Below are 23,158 nucleotides of genomic sequence, written 5' to 3'. Positions count from 1 at the left end.
GATGGTCACCCAGTTCGCCAAGAAGCAACTCGTCGTGTTCACCGTCCTGACGGTCATCACGCTGGCAGTGCTGGGGTTGTACTACCTGCACCTGCCGTCTCTGGTTGGGGTCGGCCAATACACGCTGAAAGCCGACCTGCCCACCTCGGGCGGGCTGTATCGCACGGCCAACGTGACCTACCGCGGCGCCACCATCGGCAAGGTGACCGCCGTCAAGCCGACCAAGACCGGCGTCGAGGTCACGATGAGCATCCAGGACCGGTACCACATCCCGGTCGACGCGACCGCCAATGTGCATTCGGTTTCGGCGGTCGGCGAGCAGTACCTGGATCTGGTGTCGGCGGGCAGATCAGACAAGTTTCTGTCACCGGGTCAGACCATCACCCGGGGCACGGTTCCGGCCGAGATCGGGGCCGCACTCGACGCGGTCGAGCGCGGCTTGGCGGCACTGCCGAGGGACAAGATTTCCGCACTGCTCGACGAAACATCGCACGCCGTCGGAGGTCTCGGTCCGGCGCTGCACCGGCTGGTCGATTCCACCCAGGCACTGGCCGGCGACTTCGCGGCGAACTCGGCGGACATCAACGCGATCATCAACAACTCGGTGCCACTGCTGGACAGCCAGGCCGCCTCGGGCGCGGACATCAGGCGCTGGGTGCACAACCTCAACCTGGTGGCGATCCAGACCGCTCACACCGATCCCCAACTCAGACGCGTACTGTCCGATGCGCCACCGACATTGGATGCCGGCACCGAAGCTGTTGGCGGACTGCGTGATTCGCTGCCGCAGACACTGGGCAACCTGGAAATCATCACCGGTCTGCTGGTGCGCTACCACAAGGGCGTCGAGCAGGTACTGGCCCTGTTGCCCCAGGTCGATGCCGTCGCCCAGACGACGACGCTGGCGTTCCCGGGAGAAGCCCACATCGATCTGGGACTGGCGATCAACCAGCCGCCGCCGTGTCTGACGGGATTCCTTCCCGCGCCGCAGTGGCGGTCACCGGCCGACACCAGCATCGCGCCGCTTCCGTCCGGGACTTACTGCAGGATCCCGCAGGAGACGGCGGGCAACGCCGTACGCGGCGCGCGTAACATCCCGTGCACCGACGACGAGAGCCGCCGGGCCGCCAATCCCGTCGATTGCCACGGCAACAAGCCCTATGAGCCGCTCGGCACCAATCCCTGGTACGGCGACCCCAATCAGATTCTGACCTGTCCGGCGCCCGGCGCTCGCTGCGATCAGCCGGTCAAACCGGGCCTGGTGGTCCCGGCGCCGACGATCGACACCGGGCTGAATCCGGCACCTGCCGACAGGCTGCCGGTGATGGGCACCCCGCCACCCATCAGCGACCCCCTGACGCGACCCGGCACGGGCTCGGTGACCTGCAACGGTCAGCAGCCGAATCCCTGTAGCTACAACCCGATTCCGCCGCTGGTCCCGACCCTCGGTCAAGCCGGGGACATCACCGCACCCGACGGCGTGCGGTACTCCGTCCAGAACGCGATCACAGGAGACGACGGATGGAAACAGATGCTGGCCCCGGCCGGCTGACCGGCCGCCGGCGCAGACTGCTGGCCGCCACCGCGGTGCTCCTCACCGTGCTGGCCGGTGCCACTACGGTCGCCGGCTACCTCGCGCTGCGCGCCCATCGCGATCATGAGGCCGGCGCCGTGGCTGACGCGGCGGCCCTCGCGGCCGCCAAGGATTGTGTCGCAGCAACGCAGCCGGTCGACGTCACCGCTCTCCCCGCCAGCCAGCACAAGCTCGACGATTGCGCCACGGGCGCTTTCGGGACCCAGGCCGGCTGGTACAGCGCGATTCTGACCGAGGCGTACCAAGCCCAGAACATGCACGTCCGACTGCCCGAGATGGACGCGGCGGTGGAGCGAACCAACGACGACGGGTCGATCGTCGCGCTGGTGGTCTTCCGGGCCACCATTTCGCAGCAAGGGATGCCCGACCGTGAGAACAGTTACCGGATACGGGTGACGATGGTGCGCCGCGACGGGCAGTACAAGATCTCCCAACTCGACCAGGTAGCCAAATGACCCGTGCGGCAGACGATTTAGCGTCCTGGCTGGCACGCGCCGGGGCGCTGACGGTGGACGTGCTGCCGGGCGCGGCGGTGCTGGCCACCTCCGTGCTGCTAGCACTGTCGGTGCCACTGCGCAGCTCGTGGTGGTGGATCGGCGTCGGCATCGGAGCCGCCGCGATCCTGTGGACTGCCTTCAATCGCTTCCTGCTGCCGGTCATCAAAGGGCACAGTGTGGGACGTGGTGCCTTCGGCATTGCGGTCGTGCACCACCACGGTGCATCCCTTGGACCTTGGAGACTGGTGCTGCGCGACCTGGCGCACACGGTAGACACCGTCCCGGTGTTCATCGGGTGGGTCTGGCCACTGTCGGATGCGCGGCAGCGCACCTTCGCAGACCTGTTGGTAGGCAGCGAGTCCCGCCGAAACGGCGGTGGAGGTCGCGATTGGCGTCGCGCCGCCGCCGCGGTGATATCGAGCGCCGCAGCGTTATGTGGGCTTATGGCCGCGATCAGCTACACCGTCGTGGGCCAGCAGGTTCGGGCGACTGCGGAGGCGGTTACGCAGATTTCGGCACAGGGCCCGCAGTTGGTGGTCCAGATGCTGAGCTACCGGCCCGAAACCATTCAGGGTGACTTCGACCACGCCCGATCGTTGGCCAGTGACAAGTACCGCGAGCAACTCGGCGCCATGCAGCAGGCGGCGCTGAAGTTCGGGCCGCAGCCCAATGAGTACTGGGTGACCGAAAGTTCCGTTCTCAACGCGGCACCGGACCGCGCCACGATGTTGGTGTTCCTGCAGGGCCGACGTGGTGTCCCCCCGGGCCAGCGCTACATCGCGGCCTCGGTGCGGGCGACCTTCGTCAAGTCGGGCGCGGCGGGTTGGCGGGTCGACGACCTGGCCGTGGTGGCCGACTTCCAGACGGTCGGGGCGACGTCATGAGTCCGCTCCGCAAGATTGCACCCGACGAGCGGCCGCTCTTCAGCGCCGCGCCGCCGCGCCGAGTGCGGCTCCTGGCCCTGCCGCTGCTGGCAGCCCTGGCCGGCGCCCTCGCCGCCGCAGCGATCACCGTGTGTGCAGTGGATCTGAATAACCATGAAGCACAACGGCATGCATCGATCAGAGATGCCTCGGTGCTGGCCTACGTGCGCTCGTTCATGACCGAATTCACCTCACCGGACCCATTTCACGCCAACGACTACACAGACCGCGTCTTGGCTCAGGCCACAGGGGAGTTCGCGCAGGAGTACCGGCAACACCAAAACCAGATCCTGATCCAGGTGGCCCGGGCCGAGCCGGCCACCGGCACCGTCCTCGAGGTCGGTGTGTCCAGATGGCACGACGACGGCAGCGTCGACGTGCTGGTGATGACGAAGTTCACGTCGCGATCCCCGGACGGGAAACTGCAGATCGAACGAGGGAACCGATGGGTGGTCACGGCCAGGCAGGAGGCGTATCGGTGGAGAATAAGCAAACTGACCCCGACCATCTGACCGACGTGGCCGCGGACACCCCACGAACACGTTGGGCGCGAATGCGTTTCGGCTCCTGGCTGCCTGGTTTGGTCGCGGTGGCGGCAGGATTGTTCGTTGCCTCGGCGGTGTTCACTGGTGCCGCGTTGCAGCCGTATCTGGCCGACCGGGCCTCCGTGGCGGCCAAGAGGGAGGTCGCGCGCGTCGCCGCGGCGGCGGTCACCGAACTGTGGACCTATACGCCCGACACGATCGGCACGTTGCCGCAACGGGCGGGTGAATACCTCAGCGCCGATCTGCACGAGCAGTATCGAAAGCTACTCGAAGCGGCGGTGATGCCGAACAAGCAAGCGCAGATCACCGACAAGACCAACGTCGTTGGGACGGCGGTGGAATCGCTGAACGGCACGCGCGCGGTGGCGCTCGTCTTGACCAACACCACGGCGATCAGCCCGCTGACCCAGAACGTCCCGTCGCTGAAATATGTCGCCTACCGCCTGTCACTGCATCAGCAGGGTTCGCGGTGGTGGGTGACCGACATGACAACGATCAGCTTCATGGACCTGACACCGAAGCTCTGAGGAGTGCGAATGCGGCACGGCAAACTACCGATGGCATGGGCCGGCGTCACCGTGCTCGGGGTGATCGTGGTCATCCTGGTGGTGTGGTGGCAGCTGTTTCCGCGGTTGACCGCTGCACAGGGCATGGTCGACGACCTGAACCCGGCATTTCCCGCCGATCGGGTCACGGGTGACCGCGGTGGCATCGAAATGGTCTCTGCGGCAACCAATACCGGCGACGCGATGATGTACTGGGACGGCGCGGCGGCCGAGGTGCCCAAGCTGATCGACTTCATCGGTCAGCAGACCGGACGGTCCAGCGGCGCCGTCGAAGCGATGCTGCGCAAGGACTATCCGTACATCAACGGGTTCTTGACCTCACTGCCGCTTTCGGAGGTCGGCGCGGAGATTCCGAAGCTGGTCCACTACCTGGGCACCGTGTTGTTCCTGACGCCCGACCAGGTGACTCACCTGTTGCAAACCGACTATCCGAAGATCTATCAGGTCACCGTGAACCTGCCCCAGCTGACCGCCGGCTGGAGCGCCATTCCGGGCACCGAGAATTTGACCCGCTTCAACGGAACACCGGTGCGCACCATGCCGCAACTACGGGACTACTTCAGTCAGGAGTTGGTGGCGCCAGTGGAACGCCAACAAGCCAACTTCCGGCCGCTGGGCACCCGCGGCGGTGTGGCCTTCCTGGCACCGCTCTTGCTGGCATTGGGAATCGTGGTGATCCTCTTCGGCACCACCATGGTGATAGCGACCCGAAAAGGAGTGCCACACAACCCTTTCAGGTTCGCCTGGGCCGTCGTGCCGGTGGTCGGCGTCGCCATAGTGGGACTGGTGCTGGGGCTCAACCTGTTTCCCCGGCTCATCGGTGGACAGGCACTGCTAAACGACACCCGTCCGATGTTCGCCTTGGACCGCATTCAGGGAGATCGCGCGGGAATCGAGTTCATCTCGATCTTCGTCGATTCCCTGGGACCGGCGGTGCTGGCCGACGGGGGCGTCACCGAGGAATACCCGAAACTGGTTGACTACGTGGCGAAGAAGGTCGGCATTCCCTCCCAGGACGTGCGCGACCTGGTGGCGTTGGACTTCCCCCACACGGCCAAGCTGCTGGACGGGGTGCCATTCTCGGCGTCTGTCGCCGACGCCTGGCGGTTGGTCGACGACGTCGCTGCCGCATCGAAGACCACCGCCGATCAGCTGTGGCAGACGCTGCACGCCAAGTTCCCCAAGGTCTACCAACTGATGACCAACCTGCGCCTGGTCACCGACGGCTGGAAGCAGGTGCCCGGCACCGACAAGCTGACCCGCTTCGACGGCACACCGGCCCGCAATGTTCCGGCCATCAGGGACTATTTCCGCGACGATGTCATCCCCGGACTCGAACGCCAGCAGCAGGATTACGTCATCGTCGACACCAACTGGCCGCCGTTGACCGTGTTCGCGCCGCTACTCACCGCGGTCGGTGTCCTGGTCGTCGTCTACGGCCTTGTACTGGGCCGGATGACCAGGAATCAGTTTCGGAGACAACGCGAACCGGAGAGCGCGCCGGAAATGCCGTCCGAGCCGTCCGAGCGGTCCGAGATGCCGGCCCCGATCAGGGTGGGTTGAGTCCAAGGAGGGAAACACAGTGAGCGACAACCGAATGGCGAACGCCGTCCGAAAGGCGGGCACACCTATCGAACAGGCGGTCGCAGCATTCATGCTGCATCCGGAAACCTTCGCCGAAAGTGGCGCCGCCGGCTACCAGAACCCCTTCGCGGGCTACGTCGCCGGGCGTGGCGGTGTGCTAGGCGGCGCTACGGCCGGAACGGTCAGTTCGGTGTTCGTGGCCTTCGAGCCGGACTTTCTGGGCAGGCTGTGGGAGGAGGGCGTCGCGGTCCGCGGCGCCGCCGACGCCGCCGCGCTCTACTGGGATCAGGTCGCCGGTTTCGCGCGCAGGCACCTGGCCGGTGTCGACGGGCTGGGCCGCCTTGCCGCTTTGGGCGAGCGGATCATCGGGGTGGCACCGGACGCGGGGCTGCCACTGTATGCCGGATGGCGCAGGATGCCACTTGCCCCTGACGATCCGGCGCGAGTGCTGCAGGTGATGTTCGTTTTGCGCGAGCTGCGTGGCGGCGTGCATTTCAACGCACTCACCATTTCTGGAATCCATCCCGTCGAAGCGCACATGCTGAACAAGGGCCACGAATACACCACGATGTTCGGCTGGCCCGAGCCGTTCGCCGACGGTGCCGACAAGAAGGACCGCTACGCCGAGGTCGAACAGGCGACCAACGCCAGGATGGCTGAACTGTTCGCTACCGCCCTCAGCCCCGACGAGGCCGAAGAACTCGCCCGGCTGAGCGACGCCGTTCTTACCGCACTGACAGCGAGCGTGCCGGGATGAACCACGCACCGAACCGATGTGCGGATATTGGACACTCAGCGGGGTGACTCCGTCGGATCATGTCCTTGAGTCTCACGCGGCGCGACTGAGGGTAAGGAGCCGATCATGAAGACCAAGGCAGCGGTGCTGTTCGCGGGTGGCAAGCCGTTCGAGGTCGTCGAACTCGACCTTGATGGCCCCGGCCCGGGTGAGGTCCTGATCAAATATGTGGCGGCGGGTCTTTGTCATTCCGATCTACATCTCACCGATGGTGACCTGGTTCCCCGATTCCCGATCGTCGGCGGGCACGAAGGCGCCGGAATCATCGAGGACGTCGGTCCCGGCGTGACCAAGGTCAAACCCGGAGACCATGTGGTGTGTAGCTTCATTCCGAACTGTGGGCGCTGTCGTTACTGCGCGACCGGTCGATCCAACCTGTGCGATATGGGAGCGACGATTCTGGAGGGCTGTATGCCGGACGGGTCGTTCCGATTCCACATGGGCGACACAGATTTCGGGGGGATGTGCATGCTTGGCACATTCGCGGAGCGGGCGACGATTTCGGAACACTCCGTGGTGAAGGTGGACGACTGGCTCCCGCTGGCGACGGCTGTGGTGGTGGGCTGCGGGGTACCGACCGGGTGGGGGAGCGCCACCTACGCGGGCGCGGTCCGTGCCGGCGACACGACCGTGGTGTACGGGATCGGCGGCCTGGGCGTCAACTCCCTGCAGGGCGCACGGCAGGCCGGAGCGAAGCATGTGATCGCGGTCGATCCGGTGGAGTTCAAACGCCGGACCGCGACAAAGTTCGGTGCTACGCACGTGTTCGCCACCGCGGAGGAAGCTGCCGAGAAGGTGTCCGAGCTGACCTGGGGCCAGATGGCGGACCAGGCCATCATCACCGTCGGCACGGTCGACGAAAAGGTGGTCACCGACGCCTTCAACGTCATCGGCAAGGGTGGCACGGTGGTGATCACCGGGCTGGCCAACCCGGAGAAGCTGACGGTTCAGGTGTCTGGCGGACTGATGACGTTGTTCGAGAAGACGATCAAGGGCACGCTGTTCGGTTCCGCCAATCCGCAGTACGACATCGTGAAGTTGCTGCGTCTCTACGAGGCCGGCCAGTTGAAGCTGGATGAGCTGATCACCCGGACGTACACCCTCGATCAGGTGAATGAGGGCTACGAGGACCTGCGTGAGGGCAGAAACATCCGGGGTGTGGTGATCCATGCCCATTGACCCGGTCGAGCGCCCGAGATCGCAGACAAAGGCAGCGCTTCGCGCCGAGAGATGTTGTCGCCGAGTCGCTTTGCACCAACGCCGGGTTTGACCGGGACGTGATGTGAGGAGTGTCCAGAATTTGGACACTGTGTGGTGTCGAGCCACCGCGAAGATAGTGGCTTGACCGTCGTCTGTCGACAACGGCACGGATGAGAACGAGGCCACATGGTTACTGCGCTGGCTCAGCCACGCGAGGTGGTCCCACCCGTCGGGCCACCCCCGGGGACGTGCACCGACGGCTGGCTCGATTCGCCTCTGCGACATCCCATCAACCGGTTGTCCGGTGAGATCCGCCGCATTGCGGACGCCGGATTCGTGGTGGAGGTCAGGGACGAGTCGGACAACCTGCTGTGGACCTGCGGTGGTGCGACCATGTGGCGACCGGCTGTAAAAATCCTGCTGCGCCAAGGCAATACCACAGGCAGCGATCCTACGGAGAGTCGTAACGTGTCGTTCAGCTGCCTCGGCCGGTCCGCGCTCCGGGTCGGTGACGCCTGCGTCCATCTGAGCCCGCGGCAGGCGGAAATTCTGGCCCTACTGACGCTGCGCCCCGACGGTTACACCCCGGCTGAGCTGAGTCTCGAACTCTACGGCGACCGGCCCGTGTCGATGTCGACACTGAAGGCAGAGATGTCGCGGCTGCGGCGAATGATCGGCGGCGGTATCGCGGCACATCGTTACATGCTGACGCGCGAGGTGTGTTGCGACGCGGTGGGAGTGCTCGAACTGTTGCGATCGGGCGACATCGTCGCGGCCACCGAGCGTTATCGGGGCCCGTTGCTTCCCAAGTCGGATGCTCCGGGAATCATCGACTGGCGCAATCGATTAGAGGTTGCGGTTCGAGAGGCGGCATTGCAAACCGATGATCCGGCAGCGGCCATCACGCTCGGCGAGCGAATCGACAACGATCCCGAGCTACACGAGCACGCGCTCAAGCGATTGCGCCCGGGCGACCGGCGCCGACCACTTATCGCGGGCCGTTTGCATGTTTCAAGGCGTAGTTGGCAATAGCGTTGTAAAGTGCCGCCAGTCAGCGGTGGTGTAGCCACAGTCAGCGACTCTGCAGCCAGAGGAAGTCAGAAATATCCGCCAACCACACAACGAGCGGGCGTACGCGGCGATCGTGGCGTGGATTCAGTCGGCGATGTGGTAACGCTTCAGGCGGTCGTACAGGGTGGTCCGGCTGATCCCGAGCTTGGCCGCGGCCGTCACCTTGTTGTTCTCGGTGGTGCGCAGCGCAGTCAGAATCGCCTCGCGCTCAGCGGCTTCCATCAGTGTCAGCGGGCGGGTGGGTGCAACCCGATACGCCGGTGGCAGGTCGGCGACGATGATGTCACCGCAGGTGCGTTCCCGGGCCGCGTATTTGAGCACAGCGGTCAGCTCACGAATATTACCCGGCCAGGGTTGCGCAGCCAGGACCCGCAGCGCTGACGGTGCTATGGCCAGCGTCGTTTCCAGATCCTGCTCTCGCAGAACTGAATTGGCCAGAGTGATGAAGTCGTGTTGATAGGTCCGGACGGGCCGCAGTTCGTGCCGGTCCAGCGCCTCGGCGGCCAGCGCAACCTGTTCGGCACCGAGTTCGGCTAGTGGTGAACTCGTCATCACCACCCGGCCAGGCGCCGCCCGCACCGCGGGCGCCAACCGGGCTGCCAGGCGGGGGGCCAGCATGTGGATATTGTCGATCAGCGTCGGGCCCGTAGCGGTGACGGCCGCGATCGCCGTGCGCAGCCACTCGTCGTCGTCACCGTATGCCAGAGCGGCATCGACGATCGCCGCGTCGGTGCCGGCCAGCGCGACACCGGTGGTGGTGCGGCCGGTGCCGGGTTCACCGAGCACCAACACCAGGCGGGGTAGGTCGGCGTCCTCGTGCGCCGTGCGGGATTGCCGTGGCCGGGACGAGCCGGTGCCCGATTTGGGCTCGACGGGGCTGATGTCGAAGATAAAGCCGCCCGGAGAGTCGGGTACCGCTTCGGCACTGACGAGGACCAGAGAACCGGATGACAGTGTGATCTTTTGTAACAACGGATTTGGCCGGCAAACCGCGCCGGCGAGGTGGCGAAGCGTAGCCAGGTCGCTGTTGTGGATGAGGTCGTTCGCGACGGGGTTTGTCAGCACGATGTCTTCGCCCAACACGACGACGGCGTGTGACTTACCGCGCACGTGGGTCTGGAATGCGGCGAGCAGCCGTTGTTCCGCCAGCCGCGCGCCCTCGAGCAGACGCCGCTGGATATCGCCGACCGATCGTTTCAGGAAGGGGCCGAGCAGGGGCGTGGCGTCCTGAACCGGTCCGGAGATGTCCAGCACGCCCTCCAGTCGTCTGGTCAGCGGATGGATGATCGGCGCACCGTAGCAACAGAAGCCGCGGAGGGCTTCCAGGTAGTGCTCCTGCCCGGTCACCGCGATCGGCCTCTGCAGCTCGTAGGCGGTGGCGATCGCGTTCGTCCCGGTGTACTCCTCCAGGTACTGCAACCCGGGGATGGCGAGCACGCGGTCGAGCGCCTTGTCGAGCCCCTGCTGTCCCAGCCGCCGGTCGACGATCCGCGAGGTGCTGTCGGCCAGCACAACGGAGAACCGGGTGTCGGTGAGTTCGGCGATCATGTTGTCCAGCACCGGAAATGCCGCGACCGCCAACCGGCTACGCCGGTCGACGTCGCTGACCGAGGACTCGCGGACATCCATCCCGGGTTGCAGACCGGTCAGCGCAGCGCGGCGCCAGGCCAGGGCAATCTCTGGTCTCAGATCCACCTCGTCCAGCTGTAGAGACATGCGGCGCCGGGAAACCTCCGTTCGGTGCGGTCCCCTGTTTAGTACACCGCCGGTGCAGTTGCGGGTACCTCCGTTTGGAGGTGCCAGCGGCCCACGCTGTCCAGAATCCGCACAGGCCGTGTGCGCCGCCGACGCCATGATGGGGGTCAGCAGATCAGCCGGGCAGCGCTCTCGGCGGCTGCCGTCAATCTCTGGAAAGGTGTGTCATGACCGCAACACTCAGTTTCAGCGTTCTACCCGAAGTTGCGGAGTTTCTCGCTTCGCCGAAGAAACTCTTCATCGACGGGCAATGGGTCGACGCGCTGGCGGGCGAGACCTTCGACACGCTCAATCCCGCCGATGGCGAGGTCCTGGCCTCGGTGGCCCGGGGGCGCGCGGCGGATGTCGACCGTGCGGTGCGCGCCGCGCGTACCGCGTTCGAGGACGGGCCGTGGCGGCGTTTCACTCCCGCGCAGCGGCAGCGAGTGCTGTTCAAGATCGCCGACCGGCTCGTCGAACGGGCGCCGGTACTGGCCCAGGTGGAGTCGCTGGACAACGGCAAATCGGTGGCCATCGCCGAAGCCGTCGACATGGCCTGGGTCGCCGAACTGTTCTACTACTACGGCGGGTGGGCGACCAAGATTGAAGGCCGCACCGTGGGTGTCTCGGTCCCGTGGGTTCCCGACGGGCGATGGCACTCCTACACGCTGCGCGAGCCGATCGGCGTTTGCGGCCAGATCATCCCGTGGAATTACCCGCTGTTGATGGCGGCGTTCAAGGTGCCCGTCGCACTGGCTTGCGGCAACACCGTGGTCCTCAAGCCGGCCGAGCAGACTCCGCTCACCGCGCTGATGCTCGCCGAGATCGCGGCCGAGGTGGGTCTGCCCCCGGGCGTGTTGAACGTGATTCCCGGCTACGGCGAGGCCGGCGCCGCGATTGCGGCCCATCCCGACGTCGACAAAGTCGCGTTCACCGGATCCACCGAAGTGGGCAGGCAGATCGTCGCGGCAGCCCAGGGCAACCTCAAGAAGGTCTCCCTCGAGCTCGGCGGCAAGAGCCCGCAGGTCGTCTACGCCGACGCGGATCTCAATCACGCCGTCGCCGGCACTGCCGAAGGATTCCTGCTCAACTCCGGTCAGACCTGCACCGCCGGAACGCGGCTGCTGGTCGAGGATTCGATCTTCGACGACTTCACGGTCGCGGTGGCGGAATACGCCGCGGGCGCCAAGATCGGTCCGGGGCTGGATCCCACCACGCAGCTCGGCCCGCTGGTTTCCGACGCGCAGCTCAACCGGGTGAGCGGCTACATCGATCAGGGGTTGCGCGACGGCGCCCGGCCGCTGACCGGGGGACGACGCCACGGTTCGCGCGGCTACTTCTACGAGCCGACGCTGCTGGTGGACGTGGACAGTCGATTCAGCGTGTATCGGGAAGAGATATTCGGCCCGGTCGCTGTCGCCACTCCGTTCAATGCCGTCGAAGGTGTCGCCAAGGCGGCCAACGACACTCCCTACGGCCTGGCGGCGAGTGTATGGACGCGAGATGTGTCGAAGGCACACCTGACCGCCGCCGCCATCAAGGCCGGCACGGTGTGGGTGAATTGCCACAATGCGTTCGATACCGCGCTCCCATTCGGCGGTTATAAGCAGTCCGGGTGGGGCCGCGAGCTGGGCTCTACCGCGGTCGAGATGTACACCGAATGCAAGTCGGTCAACATTGCCCTGTGACGCCGGCTGAACACCTGGCCTCGCGCGGCTAGTGTGGACGAAGCGCCATCTCAGCAGGGCGCGGAGGGTAGGCCTTGGAGAAGTTGCCGCCGTTGGGAGGATTGAGGCCGGAGTTCACCGCCGTGCTGTCGCTGCTCGACAGCACCGCGGCCCTGCGGCAGGCCGCCGAAGTGGTGCACCGAACCCTGAGCGCGGACGTGGCCTGCGGTGCGGTGCGCACCGGCGACGATGACACGATGGTGATCAAGGCCGTCATCGGCGGGCGAACGCAGGCACTGAACGGCCTCGCGATCGGACCCGAGGAGGGACTCGGCGGCCAGGCCACCGTGCTGCGGCGCACCGTGGCCGTCGGCGACTACTGCACGAGCCAGGCCATCAGTCATGACTTCGACGAACCCGTTCGCGCCGAAGGCCTGCGGTCGATGATGGCCGCCCCGATCACGCGGGCACACCGCCTGTACGGGCTCTTGTACGCGGCACGGCGTACCGCCGTGGAGTGGAGCGACAGCGAACGGTCCGAGTTACTGGCGCTCGCACGTCAGACGGCCGTGGCGATGGAGGTCGCCGAGAGTGCCCGCGAGATGGTCGATGTGGCCGTCTACAGCGACCGCCAGCGGCTTGCCGTCGAGCTGCATGACTCCGTCGGCGCCACGCTGTTCAGCCTGCGCGCCACCATGACGTCCGCGCAGGGTCTAGTCGCCGACCCGCTCGCCGCGGAGCTGCTCGCCGACGCGCTGGACCTCGCCGAACGGGCCGCCAAAGAGCTTCGCGCGCAATCATTGTCGCTGCACAAGCCGCCGGAGGACAAAGCGCTGGCGGTGGCACTCGACGGCGACTGCCGAGACTTCACCGAACGCACCGGCGTGCAGGCAGCGCTGGTGGTGCTCGGTGACCTGCCGCTGCTGCAGACCTCGCGCGCCGAGGTACTGCGTCTGGCGGTCCGCGAGGCGCTGCTGAACATCGAGAAGCACGCCAACGCGCGGTCGGTGGTGATCAGCCTGTATCCCGCCGAGGGCGGGTTGGGGCTGACGGTCGCCGACGACGGTTCGTCGCCGGATCTGGTGAGCACCGGCGATGAACGGGGACTCGGTCTTCGCACGGTCGCCGAGCGCGTCGCCAGGGCGGGTGGCCGGCTGCAGTTCGTCAAGAACGAAGGTGGCGGAGGAACGATGCGCGCATGGGTCCCCGCGGCTACAGCATTCCCGCGTTCTGCGCCTTGATCACCGCGTCGAGGCGGTTGCGCGCATCGAGGTGGACGAGCAGCGACTGCACGTAGGACTTCACGGTGTTGTTGGCCAGTCCGAGTTGCTCGGCGATCTGAGAGTTGCTCTCTCCCATGGCTAGATGCTTCAGGACCTGATATTCACGTCGCGACAGGACCAGCTGATTTCCGGCCTGCAGCACCGGGTCCAGGTAGCGCCGGCCGGCGAGCGCCTCGCGGATCGCGGTGACCAGCACCGCACACGCGTTCTCCTTGTGCACAATCCCATCCACCCCGACCAGCGCGGCGATCTGCGCGACGGTCGGCCGGGTGTCGCCGGTGAAGAGCACCAACTTGACGCCGGGCCGCGCCCGCCGCACCGTCGCCGCCGCTTCCGGTAACGCCATGTCCGGCAGGTGCAGGTCCAGCAAGACGACGTCCGGCTTCTCGCGGACGACGACCACGCCACCTTCGGCTCCGGTGGAGGCGCCTTTGCGCATCTCCAGATCGGGTTCGCGCTCCACCAGTCGCTCGACACCCAGGTGCACGATCGGGTGGTCATCGATCACCATCACCCGTGCCCGGCGCACCGGCTCGCCCCCGGCGAGACCACCGGGCGCCCCGCCCCCGCTCTGAGGGTCTTTGGTCATGTCACGCAAGGTACTCCGGCCTCTTGTCCTTGTCTGCAATTAAGGCCAACGATTACCTCCAAACGGAGGTACTGCACGCCGATGCCACATGCCATATTTAGCCCAATCGCTCGCTGCGTCAGCGGCTCTCATCCGTGAAGAAAGGGATGTGCAAAGGTGTCAGTTTCCATTCAACATCAGCATGAAAAGATCAAGTCGTTCGATTGGGAGCCGAGCTACTTTCACCGCGACGCCATATACCCGACCAGATACAAGATCCCGCCCAAGACCAAGGACCCGTTCCGCACCTTGGTGCGCGAGTACGTCAGCATGGAGGAAGAGAAAGACGACCGGCAGTACGGGGCGCTGGAAGACGCCTTGAGCCGAATGAACAACTCCTCCAAGGCCGAACCGCGGATGATGGAAGTGATGAAGCCGGTCCTGGCCATCGTTGACTACGGCGAGTACGCGGCGATGAAATGCACGGCCATGCTGGTCGATACGGTGTCCAATCCGGAATTGCGCCAAGGCTATCTGGCCCAGATGATCGACGAGGTTCGCCACGTCAATCAGGAGGCGTACCTGATGCGCTACTTCGCCAAGCACGCGCCGGATCCGGCGGGATTCAATTCCGGTTTCCAGATGCGCGCTCGCGACCCGATCGGGCGCGCCGGGCGTGCCTGCTTCGAATCGTTCATGAACAACGATCCGATAGCCAATGCGCTGAATCTGCAAGTGGTCGCGGAGACCGCCTACACCAATCCGCTGTTCGTCGCGCTGACGGAATTGGCTGCAGCCAACGGTGATCAGGCCACGCCGTCGGTGTTTCTGTCCGTGCAGTCTGACGAAGCGCGGCACATGGCCAACGGCTACTCGACGCTGGCCGCGGTGCTGACCGAGCCGGACAACCTGCCGATGCTGCAGCAAGACTTCGAGGACGCCTTCTGGCGACAGCACGCGTTCCTCGACCCCTTCGAAGGGGCCATCTACGACTACTTCTCCAAAGTCAGAATGAAGTCCTACAAGGAATATTGGGACCAGTGGATCTGGGAGGACTGGGCCGGCGCCTACATCGAGCGCCTGGAACCCTTCGGCCTGCGGATGCCGCCCCGGGTTCACGACGCGAAGCGCCACGTGGAATGGGGTGGGCACACCGCGGCAATGGTCTCGGCGGCCCTCTGGCCCGTGCACGCGTGGCGGTCGGACTACATGGTCGAAGAAGACTTCGAATGGCTGGAGCAGAAGTACCCGGGCTGGGAAACCCATTACAGCGCATTCTGGACCGCGTACCGGGAAATGGCCGACCCCAGGCAAGGGCATCTGGCACTCGAGTTGTTCCCGTCGATGCCGCCGTTGTGCCGCGTGTGCCATATGCCGGCCGTGATGCCGCGACCTGACATCAACGACATCCGGCTCTCGGTCGACAGCGCCGGCCAGCGCCATGCTTTCTGCTCGGGCGGTTGCCAGGACATTTTCCGCCATGGACCGGAGCGGTATCAGGGCGAGACATGGTGGGAGGTCTACGACGGCATGGAGCTGGCGCGGTACATCGAGGAGTCCGGCCTGCTCCGCTCGGACGGCCGGACGCTGATGGGGCAGCCGCACGTGCACACCGACGAGCGCTGGCTATGGACCATCGACGACATCCGCCGGACCGGGATCGTCATCCAGGACCCGCTGAAGTCCCTTCCCGCCGAAGCATTTACGGAGATCTGATGACTACCGTCGCAGGTCCGCACGCCGAGACCCTGACCTCGGACGGGGTGGACATGGAAAGCACCGCAGAGGGTTTCTACTCGCCGCGCGAGCTCACCTACATCCGGCCCGCCAGGCGCCGCCTCACCGAATACGAGGCGGTCATCTGTAACGCCCAACCCGACCTCGGCCAGTTCGATGTCGGCGGGTGGTTGCTGCTACGGCCGGACGGCAAAGGAACTCAGGAAGCCTCCTCGACAAAGCTGGTGCATCCGAACTGGTTCGAGTTCCGTGACCCGTCGAACATGTGGCAGCGGCCGTACATCAAGCAGCAGGCACAGCACGAGCGGGCGATCGCGAATGCCATCACCGCGGCCAAGGCCGACGGCTCGTTCCTCGACATCACGCCCGGCTGGTACGACGTGCTGGCACACCACTACGAGGCACTGGCGTCGTTCGAGTGGGGCATGTTCCGTGCGCATGCATTCGTGACCCGGGAAGCCTTGTCCGACACCCTGTCGGTGGCCTCCACGTTCAGTGCGATGGATCGGCTGCGCCACCAGCAGGACATCGCCCTCTACAGCCTGGATCTGCACGAGCAGATCGCCGACTACGCCGAGGGCGCCGGCAATCGGACCTGGCTGGAAGACCCGGTGTGCCAACCGGCCCGCAGGCTGGTCGAGCGGCTGATGGCGGTGACGGACTGGGGGGAGATGCTGCTGATCACCAACCTGGTCGTCGAACCGCTCTACGCCGCGCTGGTCGGCAGCGAGTTCTTCCGCCGGCTGGCGCCGCTGCACGGTGACGTCGTCACCCCGGTGATCGAGATGACCAATGAGATCGGGCGGGCCCGTAGCAAGGAGATGGCACTGCAGCTGGTGCGACTGCTGACGTCCGACACCGACCGCGCGGGGCGGCAGGTGCCGGCCGCGCAGAACCGGGAAACTCTTCAGGCATGGGTGAATTCGTGGTATCCGGATGCGATCGCCGCCGTCGACGCCTTCCTGCCGTTGTTCGACTCCGTACCGGCCGGCGCCGCGCGGCGGGAACAGGCACGCCAACGTGTGCTGCATAATTGTCGCGACCTGCTCGAGCGGGCGGGTCTGCAGATTCCCCAGGGGGTCCACGCATGAGCACCGCGAACGCCGAACGCACCACCGTCGGCCTGGTCCTGATGAAAAGCGATGAGGCGCAGGCTACCTGGGAATACGTCAAGGAGCAGTGCCCCGATATTCGGGTCCAAGATCGTGGGACCTTCCTGCTGTTCGAGACCGAAGGCACCATCCGTATCCCACTGGATGAGGTGTCGGACTATCTCGGACGCCCGATGCCGATGTCGCGCTTTCTCGTCAGCATGACCAGCTACTACGGACGCGCCCACGTAGAAGATGACGCCTTCGTCGTCACGACGGAGATGTCACAACTGTCCCCGCCCGTATTCTGATTGAGCTCAGAGGAACAGTGAGTGCAGAAGGAAGTCCAGCTTTTCGGGTGACGTTGGAACCGACCGGGGTTGAGTTCCCCGTCAAGGCACACGAAGACATTCTGTCAGCGGCGCTGCGCCACGGCATCAACCTGCAGTACGGCTGCCGACACGGCAAGTGCTCGTCGTGCAAACACTGGCTCGTCGACGGCGACGTCGACGATTCGGCGGCTTCGGTGTATGCGATCCCGCGGGACGAACGTCAGGACGGTGCCATCTTATTATGTTGCACCAGAGCGAAATCCGATCTGGTGATCGAAATCGACAATTACGACGACCTCGAGCAATTGCCGGAACTCGAGCCGCCCTCAACGCGCTCCGCGGTTGTCCTGAGCCGCCGGTCCCTGAACCCTAAGCTGGACGAACTACGGGTCCAACTGGACCACCCGCTGAGCTTCCGGGCCGGTCAATACGCCGAGTTCACGGTGAACGCCGCCGGGGAGCGCCGTTCCTATTCCATGCTGAGCCCGCCCAGCTTGGCCGGCGAACTGACGTTCTGTATCACGCGCATTGACGGCGGCCTGTTCAGCGGTCGGCTCGACGAGCTCACGGCAGGAACCGAATTGGAACTGGAGGCACCGTTCGGGACCATGTTCCTGCGCGACACGAATCGTCCGGTGATCGCGGCGGCCGTCGGCTCGGGAATCTCGCCGATCCTGTCGATGCTTGCCGAGGCCGCCGAACGCGCAGTGGCCGTACCCATCCGCTTCTACTACGGTGCCGCGACCGCGGACGATCTCGTGTATCTCGACACCATCGAGGAACTGGCGCGGCGGCTGCCGGACTTCACCTTCATCCCCTGCCTCACCCGCGGCGACACCGACGGCGTGCCCCGCGCCCGACCGGGCCGGGTGACCCTCGTCATCGCGGCCGACATCGCCGACGCATCCGGATACGACGCCTACCTGTGCGGGATGCCGCAGATGTGTGACACGGTCGGGCAGCTGTTGGAGCTGAAGGGCCTGCCCAACAACAGAATTCATGCTGACAAGTTCTACTCGGCGGTCGACTCCATTTCGGTGACCGCCTAGATATCGGTGACCGCCTAGCGTCAGCGCAGTGCCCGCAGGCCGCTGCGCAACTCGGAGACGAATGCCGCGGGCCGCTCCAGCGACGGGAAGTGTCCGCCGCTTGAAGGCTGACTGTAGTAGCGCAGGTCGTGGTAGCGGGTGCGCGCCCACCGCTCCGTCATGGTGAAGATGTCGCCGGGGAAACAGCTGTACGCCGCCGGTACCACCACCGGAGTGAAATCGGTGAGGATGGCTTTATAGCTCTCCCAATAGATTCGGGCCGAGGATGCCGCGGTGCCGGTGAACCAGTACAGCGAGACGTTGTCGAGCAGAGTGTCACGGGAGATGACGTCATCGGGAGGGCCGTCGCAGTCGACCCATGACGCAAATTTGTCCAGGATCCAGGCGCATTGGCCGGCGGGCGAGTCCGTCAGCCCGTATCCCACGGTCTGCGGCCTGGTGCTCTGCTGGTGGGAGTAGCCGCTGTCCCAGTCCTGGTAGTACTGGAACTTCTGCAGTTGGGCGACCTCCTCGGGGGTAGGCTCGCCGAGGTTGTACAGCTCTTCCGGGCTGCACAAGGCCATGTTCACGTGGATGCCGGCAACCGCATCGGTTTGGGTGGACCCCATGTTGGCCGCAATGATCGCACCCCAGTCGCCGCCCTGGACGAAGAAGCGTTCGTAGCCGAGTCGGCGCATCAACTCCACCCAGGCGGCGCCGATCCGGCTGACCGACCAGCCGGAGGACGTCGGCTTGCCGCTGAATCCGAAGCCCGGCAACGACGGAACCACCACGTGGTACGCATCCTCGGCCTGGCCGCCGTACGCGGTCGGATTCCGCAGCGCATCAATGACATCCAGATGCTCCACCACCGAGCCCGGCCAGCCGTGCACGATCAGCAGCGGCCGCGCCGCCGGCTCGGGGCTGGGCGCATGCACAAAGTGAAAGTCGAGACCGTCGATGTGCGTGACGGCTTGATCGAACGAGTTGAGCTTGGCCTCGAAACGGCGCCAGTCGTAGTCGCGAGCCCAGTACGAGCACACGTCCTGCAGGTAGTCGACGGGTACACCCTGCGACCAGTCGGCAACGGTCGCGGCCTCCGGCCAGCGGGTCCGCGCCAACCGGTCACGCAGATCCTGGACGTCCGCGTCCGGGATGTGGGCGTGGAAAGGTGTGCTCACCGAGCTGGATACATCCGTCGACGCGATGTTCATCGGCGGAGCGTATCTCGACGTCCGGTGTGACGGTACCTCCGTTCGGCGGTATTTCGTTGCAGGACTGAAGGATCTGTATCAGACCGGCATCGGGGTCGGGACGCTCAGGCCGCACTCCTCGAGGATGTTGGCGTAGCGTCGGGCGACGTTGCCCGAGACCGCTTCCGGTGCCATCGGTACCGGAGCGGTGCCGAATGAGCCCGACAAGGCGTCGATCGCGTCTTTGGCCTGTGGCTGCCACCGTGCCAGCCACCCCTCCACGACGTCGCGCAGCGCGGGGTCGCGGTCGAGCGTGTATGCCACCAGGGCCTGTGTCCAGTCCTGGCTGCGCTTGCTGTCCCGGTCGAACTCGGCGAGCAGGTTCGCCAGGAAGGCGTCGCCGTTGGCCTCGGCCAGAGCCGAAAGCTGCTCGTTGACAAGCGCATCCAGCATCGGCTTGGCGGCCAGGTTGAGTGCGGTGAACGCCTCGCCCCAGTCGTAGGCGATCAGCATCTCCTCGAGCAGCTTCCGAAGCGGCTGCCAGCGCGGATCGGTCTCCCACGGCCGCCGCGCCGTGGCGCTCTCGGCCAGGTCGGCCCCCTGGGACAGGCTCAGCACCTTGGTCCAGTAGGCGATGCGCTGGATCCGGCGCAGTTCGTCGGCGGCCTGGAAGTTGGCGCAGTTGGTGATGAACGACGACGGCGCCATCTGACCCACGTAGAGCCCGGTCATCTGCAATACGTGCAGCGGAAAACGCAGCGGCACGAACAATTCCCGCAGCGTGGACACCCACCCCGCGCTCAGCTTGCCCGCCGACCCGGAGGACTCTGCCTGATCGATGAGGGCGTCGACGTAGGTCTCCCGATCACGTTGCACGGCAACGTAGTCCTTGTAGGTCAGCCGGTGCGGGTCGCGGAACTGTTCCCAGTCTTCGACTTGCAGCGGCGAGCCCTCGCGGTATTGCAGGTACCACTTGTTGAGGGGAGTGTTGGGGTCCATCTCGAATGGCGCCGGGTCGCGCCGGAAGTGGTAGTGGAACTTGCTGGTGACCACTTCGTACGGATTCGGCTTGCGCTTGACGTCTCCGAGAAGACTCCAGGTGCGGGTTGCCGGACGCCGCCGATGTTTGCCGTTCTCTGAGGACACGGTCATTCCTCCCTTTCCAGGTGCCAGAGGACCTCGTCGTCCCCGACGAGGATGCGGCCGGCGAATCCGGCCAGGTTCGGTTCGATGTCGGACAGCCGGAACGACCGTCCGAGCGCGTTTTCCAGGGATTCGCGGGTCAGCCGGCAGCGCCACGGAGTCGTGATCTTGACGTAACCGCCCTGGTCGTCGACCTCCACGTCGGCGTCCGGGTTGTCGTCTTCGATCGCGGTGATCACGGCGTCGCAGAACTCACCGTCCACGCCTCGTACGATGGGTCCCACGCGTTTCGGTGCCGAGACGCGCTCATCAATTTGTGTCATCGTTCTCCTTACGATCCCGCGAAGCGGTTGTAGTGACGTTGTCCGTCCTGCGGGATGGCGACCTGAATCTTGTCGCCGGACACCCGAACCGGGAACGAAAACAGCTGGCAGCCACTAGGATTGATGCCCTTGCCGTTTCGCAGGTCGAATACCCAGGCGTGACCGCCGCAGGTCAGTTCGCTGGTGTCGGAATCCCATTCACCGTCGACCAGGGCGATCTCCTGGTGGGGGCACATGCCCTGGAAGGCTTTGAGTTCGCCGCCGAGGAGATGGGCGATCATCACTTCTTCGCCCTCGACGTCGAAGTCGAGCAGGTCGCCTTCCCACACCTCGTCGACGTCGGCGACGTCGACCCATCGCAACTCGGTCATTGCTGATCGCCCGAGTAGAACGCTTCGAGGAAGTCCAGCGGCCCGACGCCGGCGCTGGCCGGGGTCGCGTCCACTGGCAGCACTTGTCCGTTGAACCGGACCCGCAGGGGCCGGCCCTGTTGCGCAACACGTCGATTGACGGAGTGGTGCGCGATCTTGCCCGCGACGACATCCATGTTGTCGTCACTGTCGATGGGCACCAGGTTGAGTACGAAGTCACCTTCGACCTGGCCCTGAATGGGCATCAATGCCATTGTGGTGGTGTCCTTTCCGAATCAGCGTGCGGCCAGAATGGGCACCGACTGGAATGCCCAGGCGTAGTCGGTCGCATCCTGCCCGGCTTCCTGCGGTGAGATGCCCATGTAGGCCAATGCGCCGTTCAGATCCGGGGGCTGGATGTGGCCGGCCAGGAACCGGTCCACGATGCTCATATGTCCCTGGAAGCGTGCGGGATTGAGCGTGAATATCCACCGGCACGGTTCCGAGCAGAAGACGTAGCGCCGACCCTGATAGTCGTGGTTGATCGGTGCGGGGCTGTCCAGGTAGCCGGCGTTGAAGCCGGACGGTGTACAAACCGGGATGTGACACATGTTGCAGACCATGGGCAGGGTCTCGGGCAGGGTGGCAGCGATGTTGCCATTGCGGGCGTTCTCGGTGATGACGTCCCAGTACTTGCCGAACGAGTCATTCCAGCCCGGGTACTTCTGTTCCAGCCAATCCCGCTCCTGCGGCGAGACACCGGCGTCCGGGTTCCACCAGACCGTCGGGCGCCAGAACCAGACACCGAGATGGTACGCGTGGTGCAGCCAGTTGATCTCCTTCTGGTAGTGACTGTCCCAGTACCACGGCTTCTCCAGCCCGAAGTCACGGAACTGGTCGACGAACTGCTTGTTGATCCACTCGTCCATGAATTCCTTGAACGAGTGACGGCGGTGCTCCAACGGTGTGTAGTAGTCCATCGACAGACCCGTCAGTAGCGAGAAGACCTTCCAGGACCGCCAGAACATATGGTCGATCAGCTTCTGCGCGATGTCACCCCGGCCGTTCTCGAGCAGGATCTTCATCGTGGGTTCGCCCTGTTGGGCGTGGCGTGCCTCGTCGGTCTGGATCGAAGAGATCAGCGAACTGAACTCGATGTCTCCCACGCCCATTGCGTCGGCGGCCATACCCAGGAACTGCAGATTGGTGAAGCCCGTCTCGAAGCAGAAGGTGAGCTGGATAGCTGTCGACACAGCGTCGTTGCCGGCGAACATGTCGTCGAAGAGCGAACGCGCGGCTATCACACCCCACTCGTTGGTGTGGTACGCCTTGTGCGCCCAGTCCGCCTTCGGTTCCTTCGGCAGCAATGTGTACGGGAAGTACGTCTGGATCTGGCCGTGACGAGTCTCGTCCAGGGTTCCGTAGAGCGCCATGTTGCGCCACGCCGCCGCGCGCCCGAACCGTCCCATCCGGGATTCCCCGATCCCTGCGGTGTATTCGGCAACCGCGATCGCCCCGTAGTGCGCGAGAATCGCTGCCTTCCAACCCGGATCGAGTTGCTCGTAGAGCTTGGACCGGTTCACCACGGCGTTGATCGAGTAGACGCTGGTGTCCTTGCCGACCTGGTTGTGGACGTACTCGGGGTAGGTGATCTTGTACGGCTCGTCCCACGTCCACCATGCCTCGGTCGGGACGCCGAAGCCGTTGGACAAGTCCTCCGGCCAGACCTGCTCTTCGGTGACATACGAGAGATTCCAGTTCATATCCCTGGTCAGGTCGTACCAGTCGGAACGGGCTAGTTGGGGCATCGTCGCTGCCTTCCTTTAGGTCTGAGAGATCGCCTGTGCAGCCGTGGTGTGGGTCACATTGGTGCTGGAAACTAACTCAACGAGGTCTGCGCGCCGGCGTCCGCAAATGTTCCGTGACGAGGAAC

The 23,158-nt window shown here is 65.1% G+C and carries 23 protein-coding genes; 15 read left to right on the top strand and 8 right to left on the bottom strand.

Going from position 1 to position 23,158, the window contains the following annotated elements; genetic code table 11:
• The first annotated feature begins 1 nt into the window (after position 1).
• From QXK92_RS19300 to QXK92_RS19260, 9 genes are all read left to right on the top strand, one after another.
• On the top strand, positions 2 to 1,552 hold the full coding sequence (locus QXK92_RS19300) for an MCE family protein (protein WP_306243874.1): 1,551 nt from the start codon (positions 2 to 4) through the stop codon (positions 1,550 to 1,552).
• Complete coding sequence (locus QXK92_RS19295) at positions 1,522 to 2,049, top strand: Mce protein (protein WP_306243871.1); 528 nt, start codon at positions 1,522 to 1,524, stop codon at positions 2,047 to 2,049. Before QXK92_RS19300 ends, QXK92_RS19295 begins: the two co-directional genes overlap by 31 nt.
• Positions 2,046 to 2,975 carry an RDD family protein gene (locus tag QXK92_RS19290; RefSeq protein ID WP_306243869.1) on the top strand — a complete coding sequence of 310 codons (930 nt, stop codon included), beginning with the start codon at positions 2,046 to 2,048 and terminating at the stop codon, positions 2,973 to 2,975. Before QXK92_RS19295 ends, QXK92_RS19290 begins: the two co-directional genes overlap by 4 nt.
• Complete coding sequence (locus tag QXK92_RS19285) at positions 2,972 to 3,526, top strand: mammalian cell entry protein (protein ID WP_306243868.1); 555 nt, start codon at positions 2,972 to 2,974, stop codon at positions 3,524 to 3,526. Before QXK92_RS19290 ends, QXK92_RS19285 begins: the two co-directional genes overlap by 4 nt.
• Positions 3,493 to 4,086 carry a mammalian cell entry protein gene (locus QXK92_RS19280; protein WP_306243866.1) on the top strand — a complete coding sequence of 198 codons (594 nt, stop codon included), beginning with the start codon at positions 3,493 to 3,495 and terminating at the stop codon, positions 4,084 to 4,086. The genes QXK92_RS19285 and QXK92_RS19280 overlap by 34 nt, the downstream gene beginning before the upstream one ends.
• A gap of 9 nt (positions 4,087 to 4,095) precedes the next feature.
• Positions 4,096 to 5,688, top strand: a complete 1,593-nt coding sequence (locus tag QXK92_RS19275; protein ID WP_306243864.1) for a hypothetical protein — start codon at positions 4,096 to 4,098, stop codon at positions 5,686 to 5,688.
• 19 nt (positions 5,689 to 5,707) lie between these two features.
• Positions 5,708 to 6,466 carry an evbL gene (locus QXK92_RS19270; protein WP_306243862.1) on the top strand — a complete coding sequence of 253 codons (759 nt, stop codon included), beginning with the start codon at positions 5,708 to 5,710 and terminating at the stop codon, positions 6,464 to 6,466.
• A gap of 105 nt (positions 6,467 to 6,571) precedes the next feature.
• Positions 6,572 to 7,684: an NDMA-dependent alcohol dehydrogenase gene (locus QXK92_RS19265; RefSeq protein WP_306243860.1), complete on the top strand. Its 1,113-nt coding sequence runs from the start codon at positions 6,572 to 6,574 to the stop codon at positions 7,682 to 7,684.
• Positions 7,685 to 8,002: 318 nt separating this feature from the next.
• On the top strand, positions 8,003 to 8,737 hold the full coding sequence (locus tag QXK92_RS19260; RefSeq protein ID WP_306243858.1) for a helix-turn-helix domain-containing protein: 735 nt from the start codon (positions 8,003 to 8,005) through the stop codon (positions 8,735 to 8,737).
• 123 nt (positions 8,738 to 8,860) lie between these two features.
• Here the strand turns inward: QXK92_RS19260 and QXK92_RS19255 are convergent, their stop codons facing one another.
• Positions 8,861 to 10,492: a sigma-54-dependent Fis family transcriptional regulator gene (locus QXK92_RS19255; protein WP_306243856.1), complete on the bottom strand. Its 1,632-nt coding sequence runs from the start codon at positions 10,490 to 10,492 to the stop codon at positions 8,861 to 8,863.
• A 206-nt stretch (positions 10,493 to 10,698) separates the two neighbouring features.
• Here QXK92_RS19255 and QXK92_RS19250 point away from each other — a divergent pair, with 206 nt between their 5' ends.
• Both QXK92_RS19250 and QXK92_RS19245 read left to right on the top strand, forming a co-directional pair.
• Positions 10,699 to 12,198: an aldehyde dehydrogenase family protein gene (locus QXK92_RS19250; RefSeq protein ID WP_306243854.1), complete on the top strand. Its 1,500-nt coding sequence runs from the start codon at positions 10,699 to 10,701 to the stop codon at positions 12,196 to 12,198.
• Between the two features lie 74 nt (positions 12,199 to 12,272).
• Positions 12,273 to 13,418 carry a GAF domain-containing protein gene (locus QXK92_RS19245; RefSeq protein WP_306243852.1) on the top strand — a complete coding sequence of 382 codons (1,146 nt, stop codon included), beginning with the start codon at positions 12,273 to 12,275 and terminating at the stop codon, positions 13,416 to 13,418.
• Here QXK92_RS19245 and QXK92_RS19240 read toward each other — a convergent pair.
• On the bottom strand, positions 13,390 to 13,971 hold the full coding sequence (locus QXK92_RS19240; protein WP_306244538.1) for a response regulator transcription factor: 582 nt from the start codon (positions 13,969 to 13,971) through the stop codon (positions 13,390 to 13,392). The two genes, QXK92_RS19245 and QXK92_RS19240, sit on opposite strands and share 29 nt — an antisense overlap.
• Positions 13,972 to 14,205: 234 nt before the next feature.
• On the opposite strand from QXK92_RS19240, the gene QXK92_RS19235 reads away from it, so the two are divergent.
• From QXK92_RS19235 to QXK92_RS19220, 4 genes are read left to right on the top strand one after another with little or no spacing between them, the layout of a single operon-like run.
• The gene (locus QXK92_RS19235; RefSeq protein ID WP_306243851.1) at positions 14,206 to 15,744 is read left to right on the top strand and encodes an aromatic/alkene/methane monooxygenase hydroxylase/oxygenase subunit alpha; all 1,539 of its coding nucleotides are present in this window, start codon (positions 14,206 to 14,208) and stop codon (positions 15,742 to 15,744) included.
• Complete coding sequence (locus QXK92_RS19230) at positions 15,744 to 16,856, top strand: monooxygenase (RefSeq protein WP_306243848.1); 1,113 nt, start codon at positions 15,744 to 15,746, stop codon at positions 16,854 to 16,856. The genes QXK92_RS19235 and QXK92_RS19230 overlap by 1 nt, the downstream gene beginning before the upstream one ends.
• The gene (locus QXK92_RS19225) at positions 16,853 to 17,167 is read left to right on the top strand and encodes an MmoB/DmpM family protein (protein WP_306243846.1); all 315 of its coding nucleotides are present in this window, start codon (positions 16,853 to 16,855) and stop codon (positions 17,165 to 17,167) included. The genes QXK92_RS19230 and QXK92_RS19225 overlap by 4 nt, the downstream gene beginning before the upstream one ends.
• A gap of 47 nt (positions 17,168 to 17,214) precedes the next feature.
• Positions 17,215 to 18,237 (top strand): 2Fe-2S iron-sulfur cluster-binding protein, encoded by a 1,023-nt coding sequence (locus QXK92_RS19220; RefSeq protein WP_306243844.1) that lies wholly within the window; start codon positions 17,215 to 17,217, stop codon positions 18,235 to 18,237.
• A 20-nt stretch (positions 18,238 to 18,257) separates the two neighbouring features.
• Here QXK92_RS19220 and QXK92_RS19215 read toward each other — a convergent pair whose 3' ends face one another.
• From QXK92_RS19215 to QXK92_RS19190, 6 genes are all read right to left on the bottom strand, one after another.
• Complete coding sequence (locus tag QXK92_RS19215; RefSeq protein ID WP_306243842.1) at positions 18,258 to 19,430, bottom strand: epoxide hydrolase family protein; 1,173 nt, start codon at positions 19,428 to 19,430, stop codon at positions 18,258 to 18,260.
• A gap of 78 nt (positions 19,431 to 19,508) precedes the next feature.
• Positions 19,509 to 20,561, bottom strand: coding sequence for an aromatic/alkene monooxygenase hydroxylase subunit beta (locus QXK92_RS19210; protein WP_306243840.1), 1,053 nt, complete (start codon positions 20,559 to 20,561; stop codon positions 19,509 to 19,511).
• Entirely contained in the window at positions 20,558 to 20,875 is a 318-nt protein-coding gene (locus QXK92_RS19205) for an MmoB/DmpM family protein (RefSeq protein ID WP_306243838.1), read from the bottom strand. Before QXK92_RS19205 ends, QXK92_RS19210 begins: the two co-directional genes overlap by 4 nt.
• An 8-nt stretch (positions 20,876 to 20,883) precedes the next feature.
• On the bottom strand, positions 20,884 to 21,246 hold the full coding sequence (locus tag QXK92_RS19200) for a Rieske 2Fe-2S domain-containing protein (protein WP_306243836.1): 363 nt from the start codon (positions 21,244 to 21,246) through the stop codon (positions 20,884 to 20,886).
• A complete protein-coding gene (locus tag QXK92_RS19195) occupies positions 21,243 to 21,491 on the bottom strand; it encodes a toluene-4-monooxygenase system B family protein (RefSeq protein ID WP_306243835.1) in 249 nt (82 codons plus the stop codon). Before QXK92_RS19195 ends, QXK92_RS19200 begins: the two co-directional genes overlap by 4 nt.
• Positions 21,492 to 21,521: 30 nt before the next feature.
• The gene (locus QXK92_RS19190) at positions 21,522 to 23,033 is read right to left on the bottom strand and encodes an aromatic/alkene/methane monooxygenase hydroxylase/oxygenase subunit alpha (RefSeq protein ID WP_306243834.1); all 1,512 of its coding nucleotides are present in this window, start codon (positions 23,031 to 23,033) and stop codon (positions 21,522 to 21,524) included.
• Between the last annotated feature and the right edge of the window lie 125 nt (positions 23,034 to 23,158).

The organism is Mycobacterium sp. TY815 (genome assembly GCF_030755135.1).
GTDB lineage: Bacteria > Actinomycetota > Actinomycetes > Mycobacteriales > Mycobacteriaceae > Mycobacterium.
The sequence above is the reverse complement of the archived record's forward strand: the minus strand, read 5'-3'. Positions and strand labels throughout refer to the sequence as shown.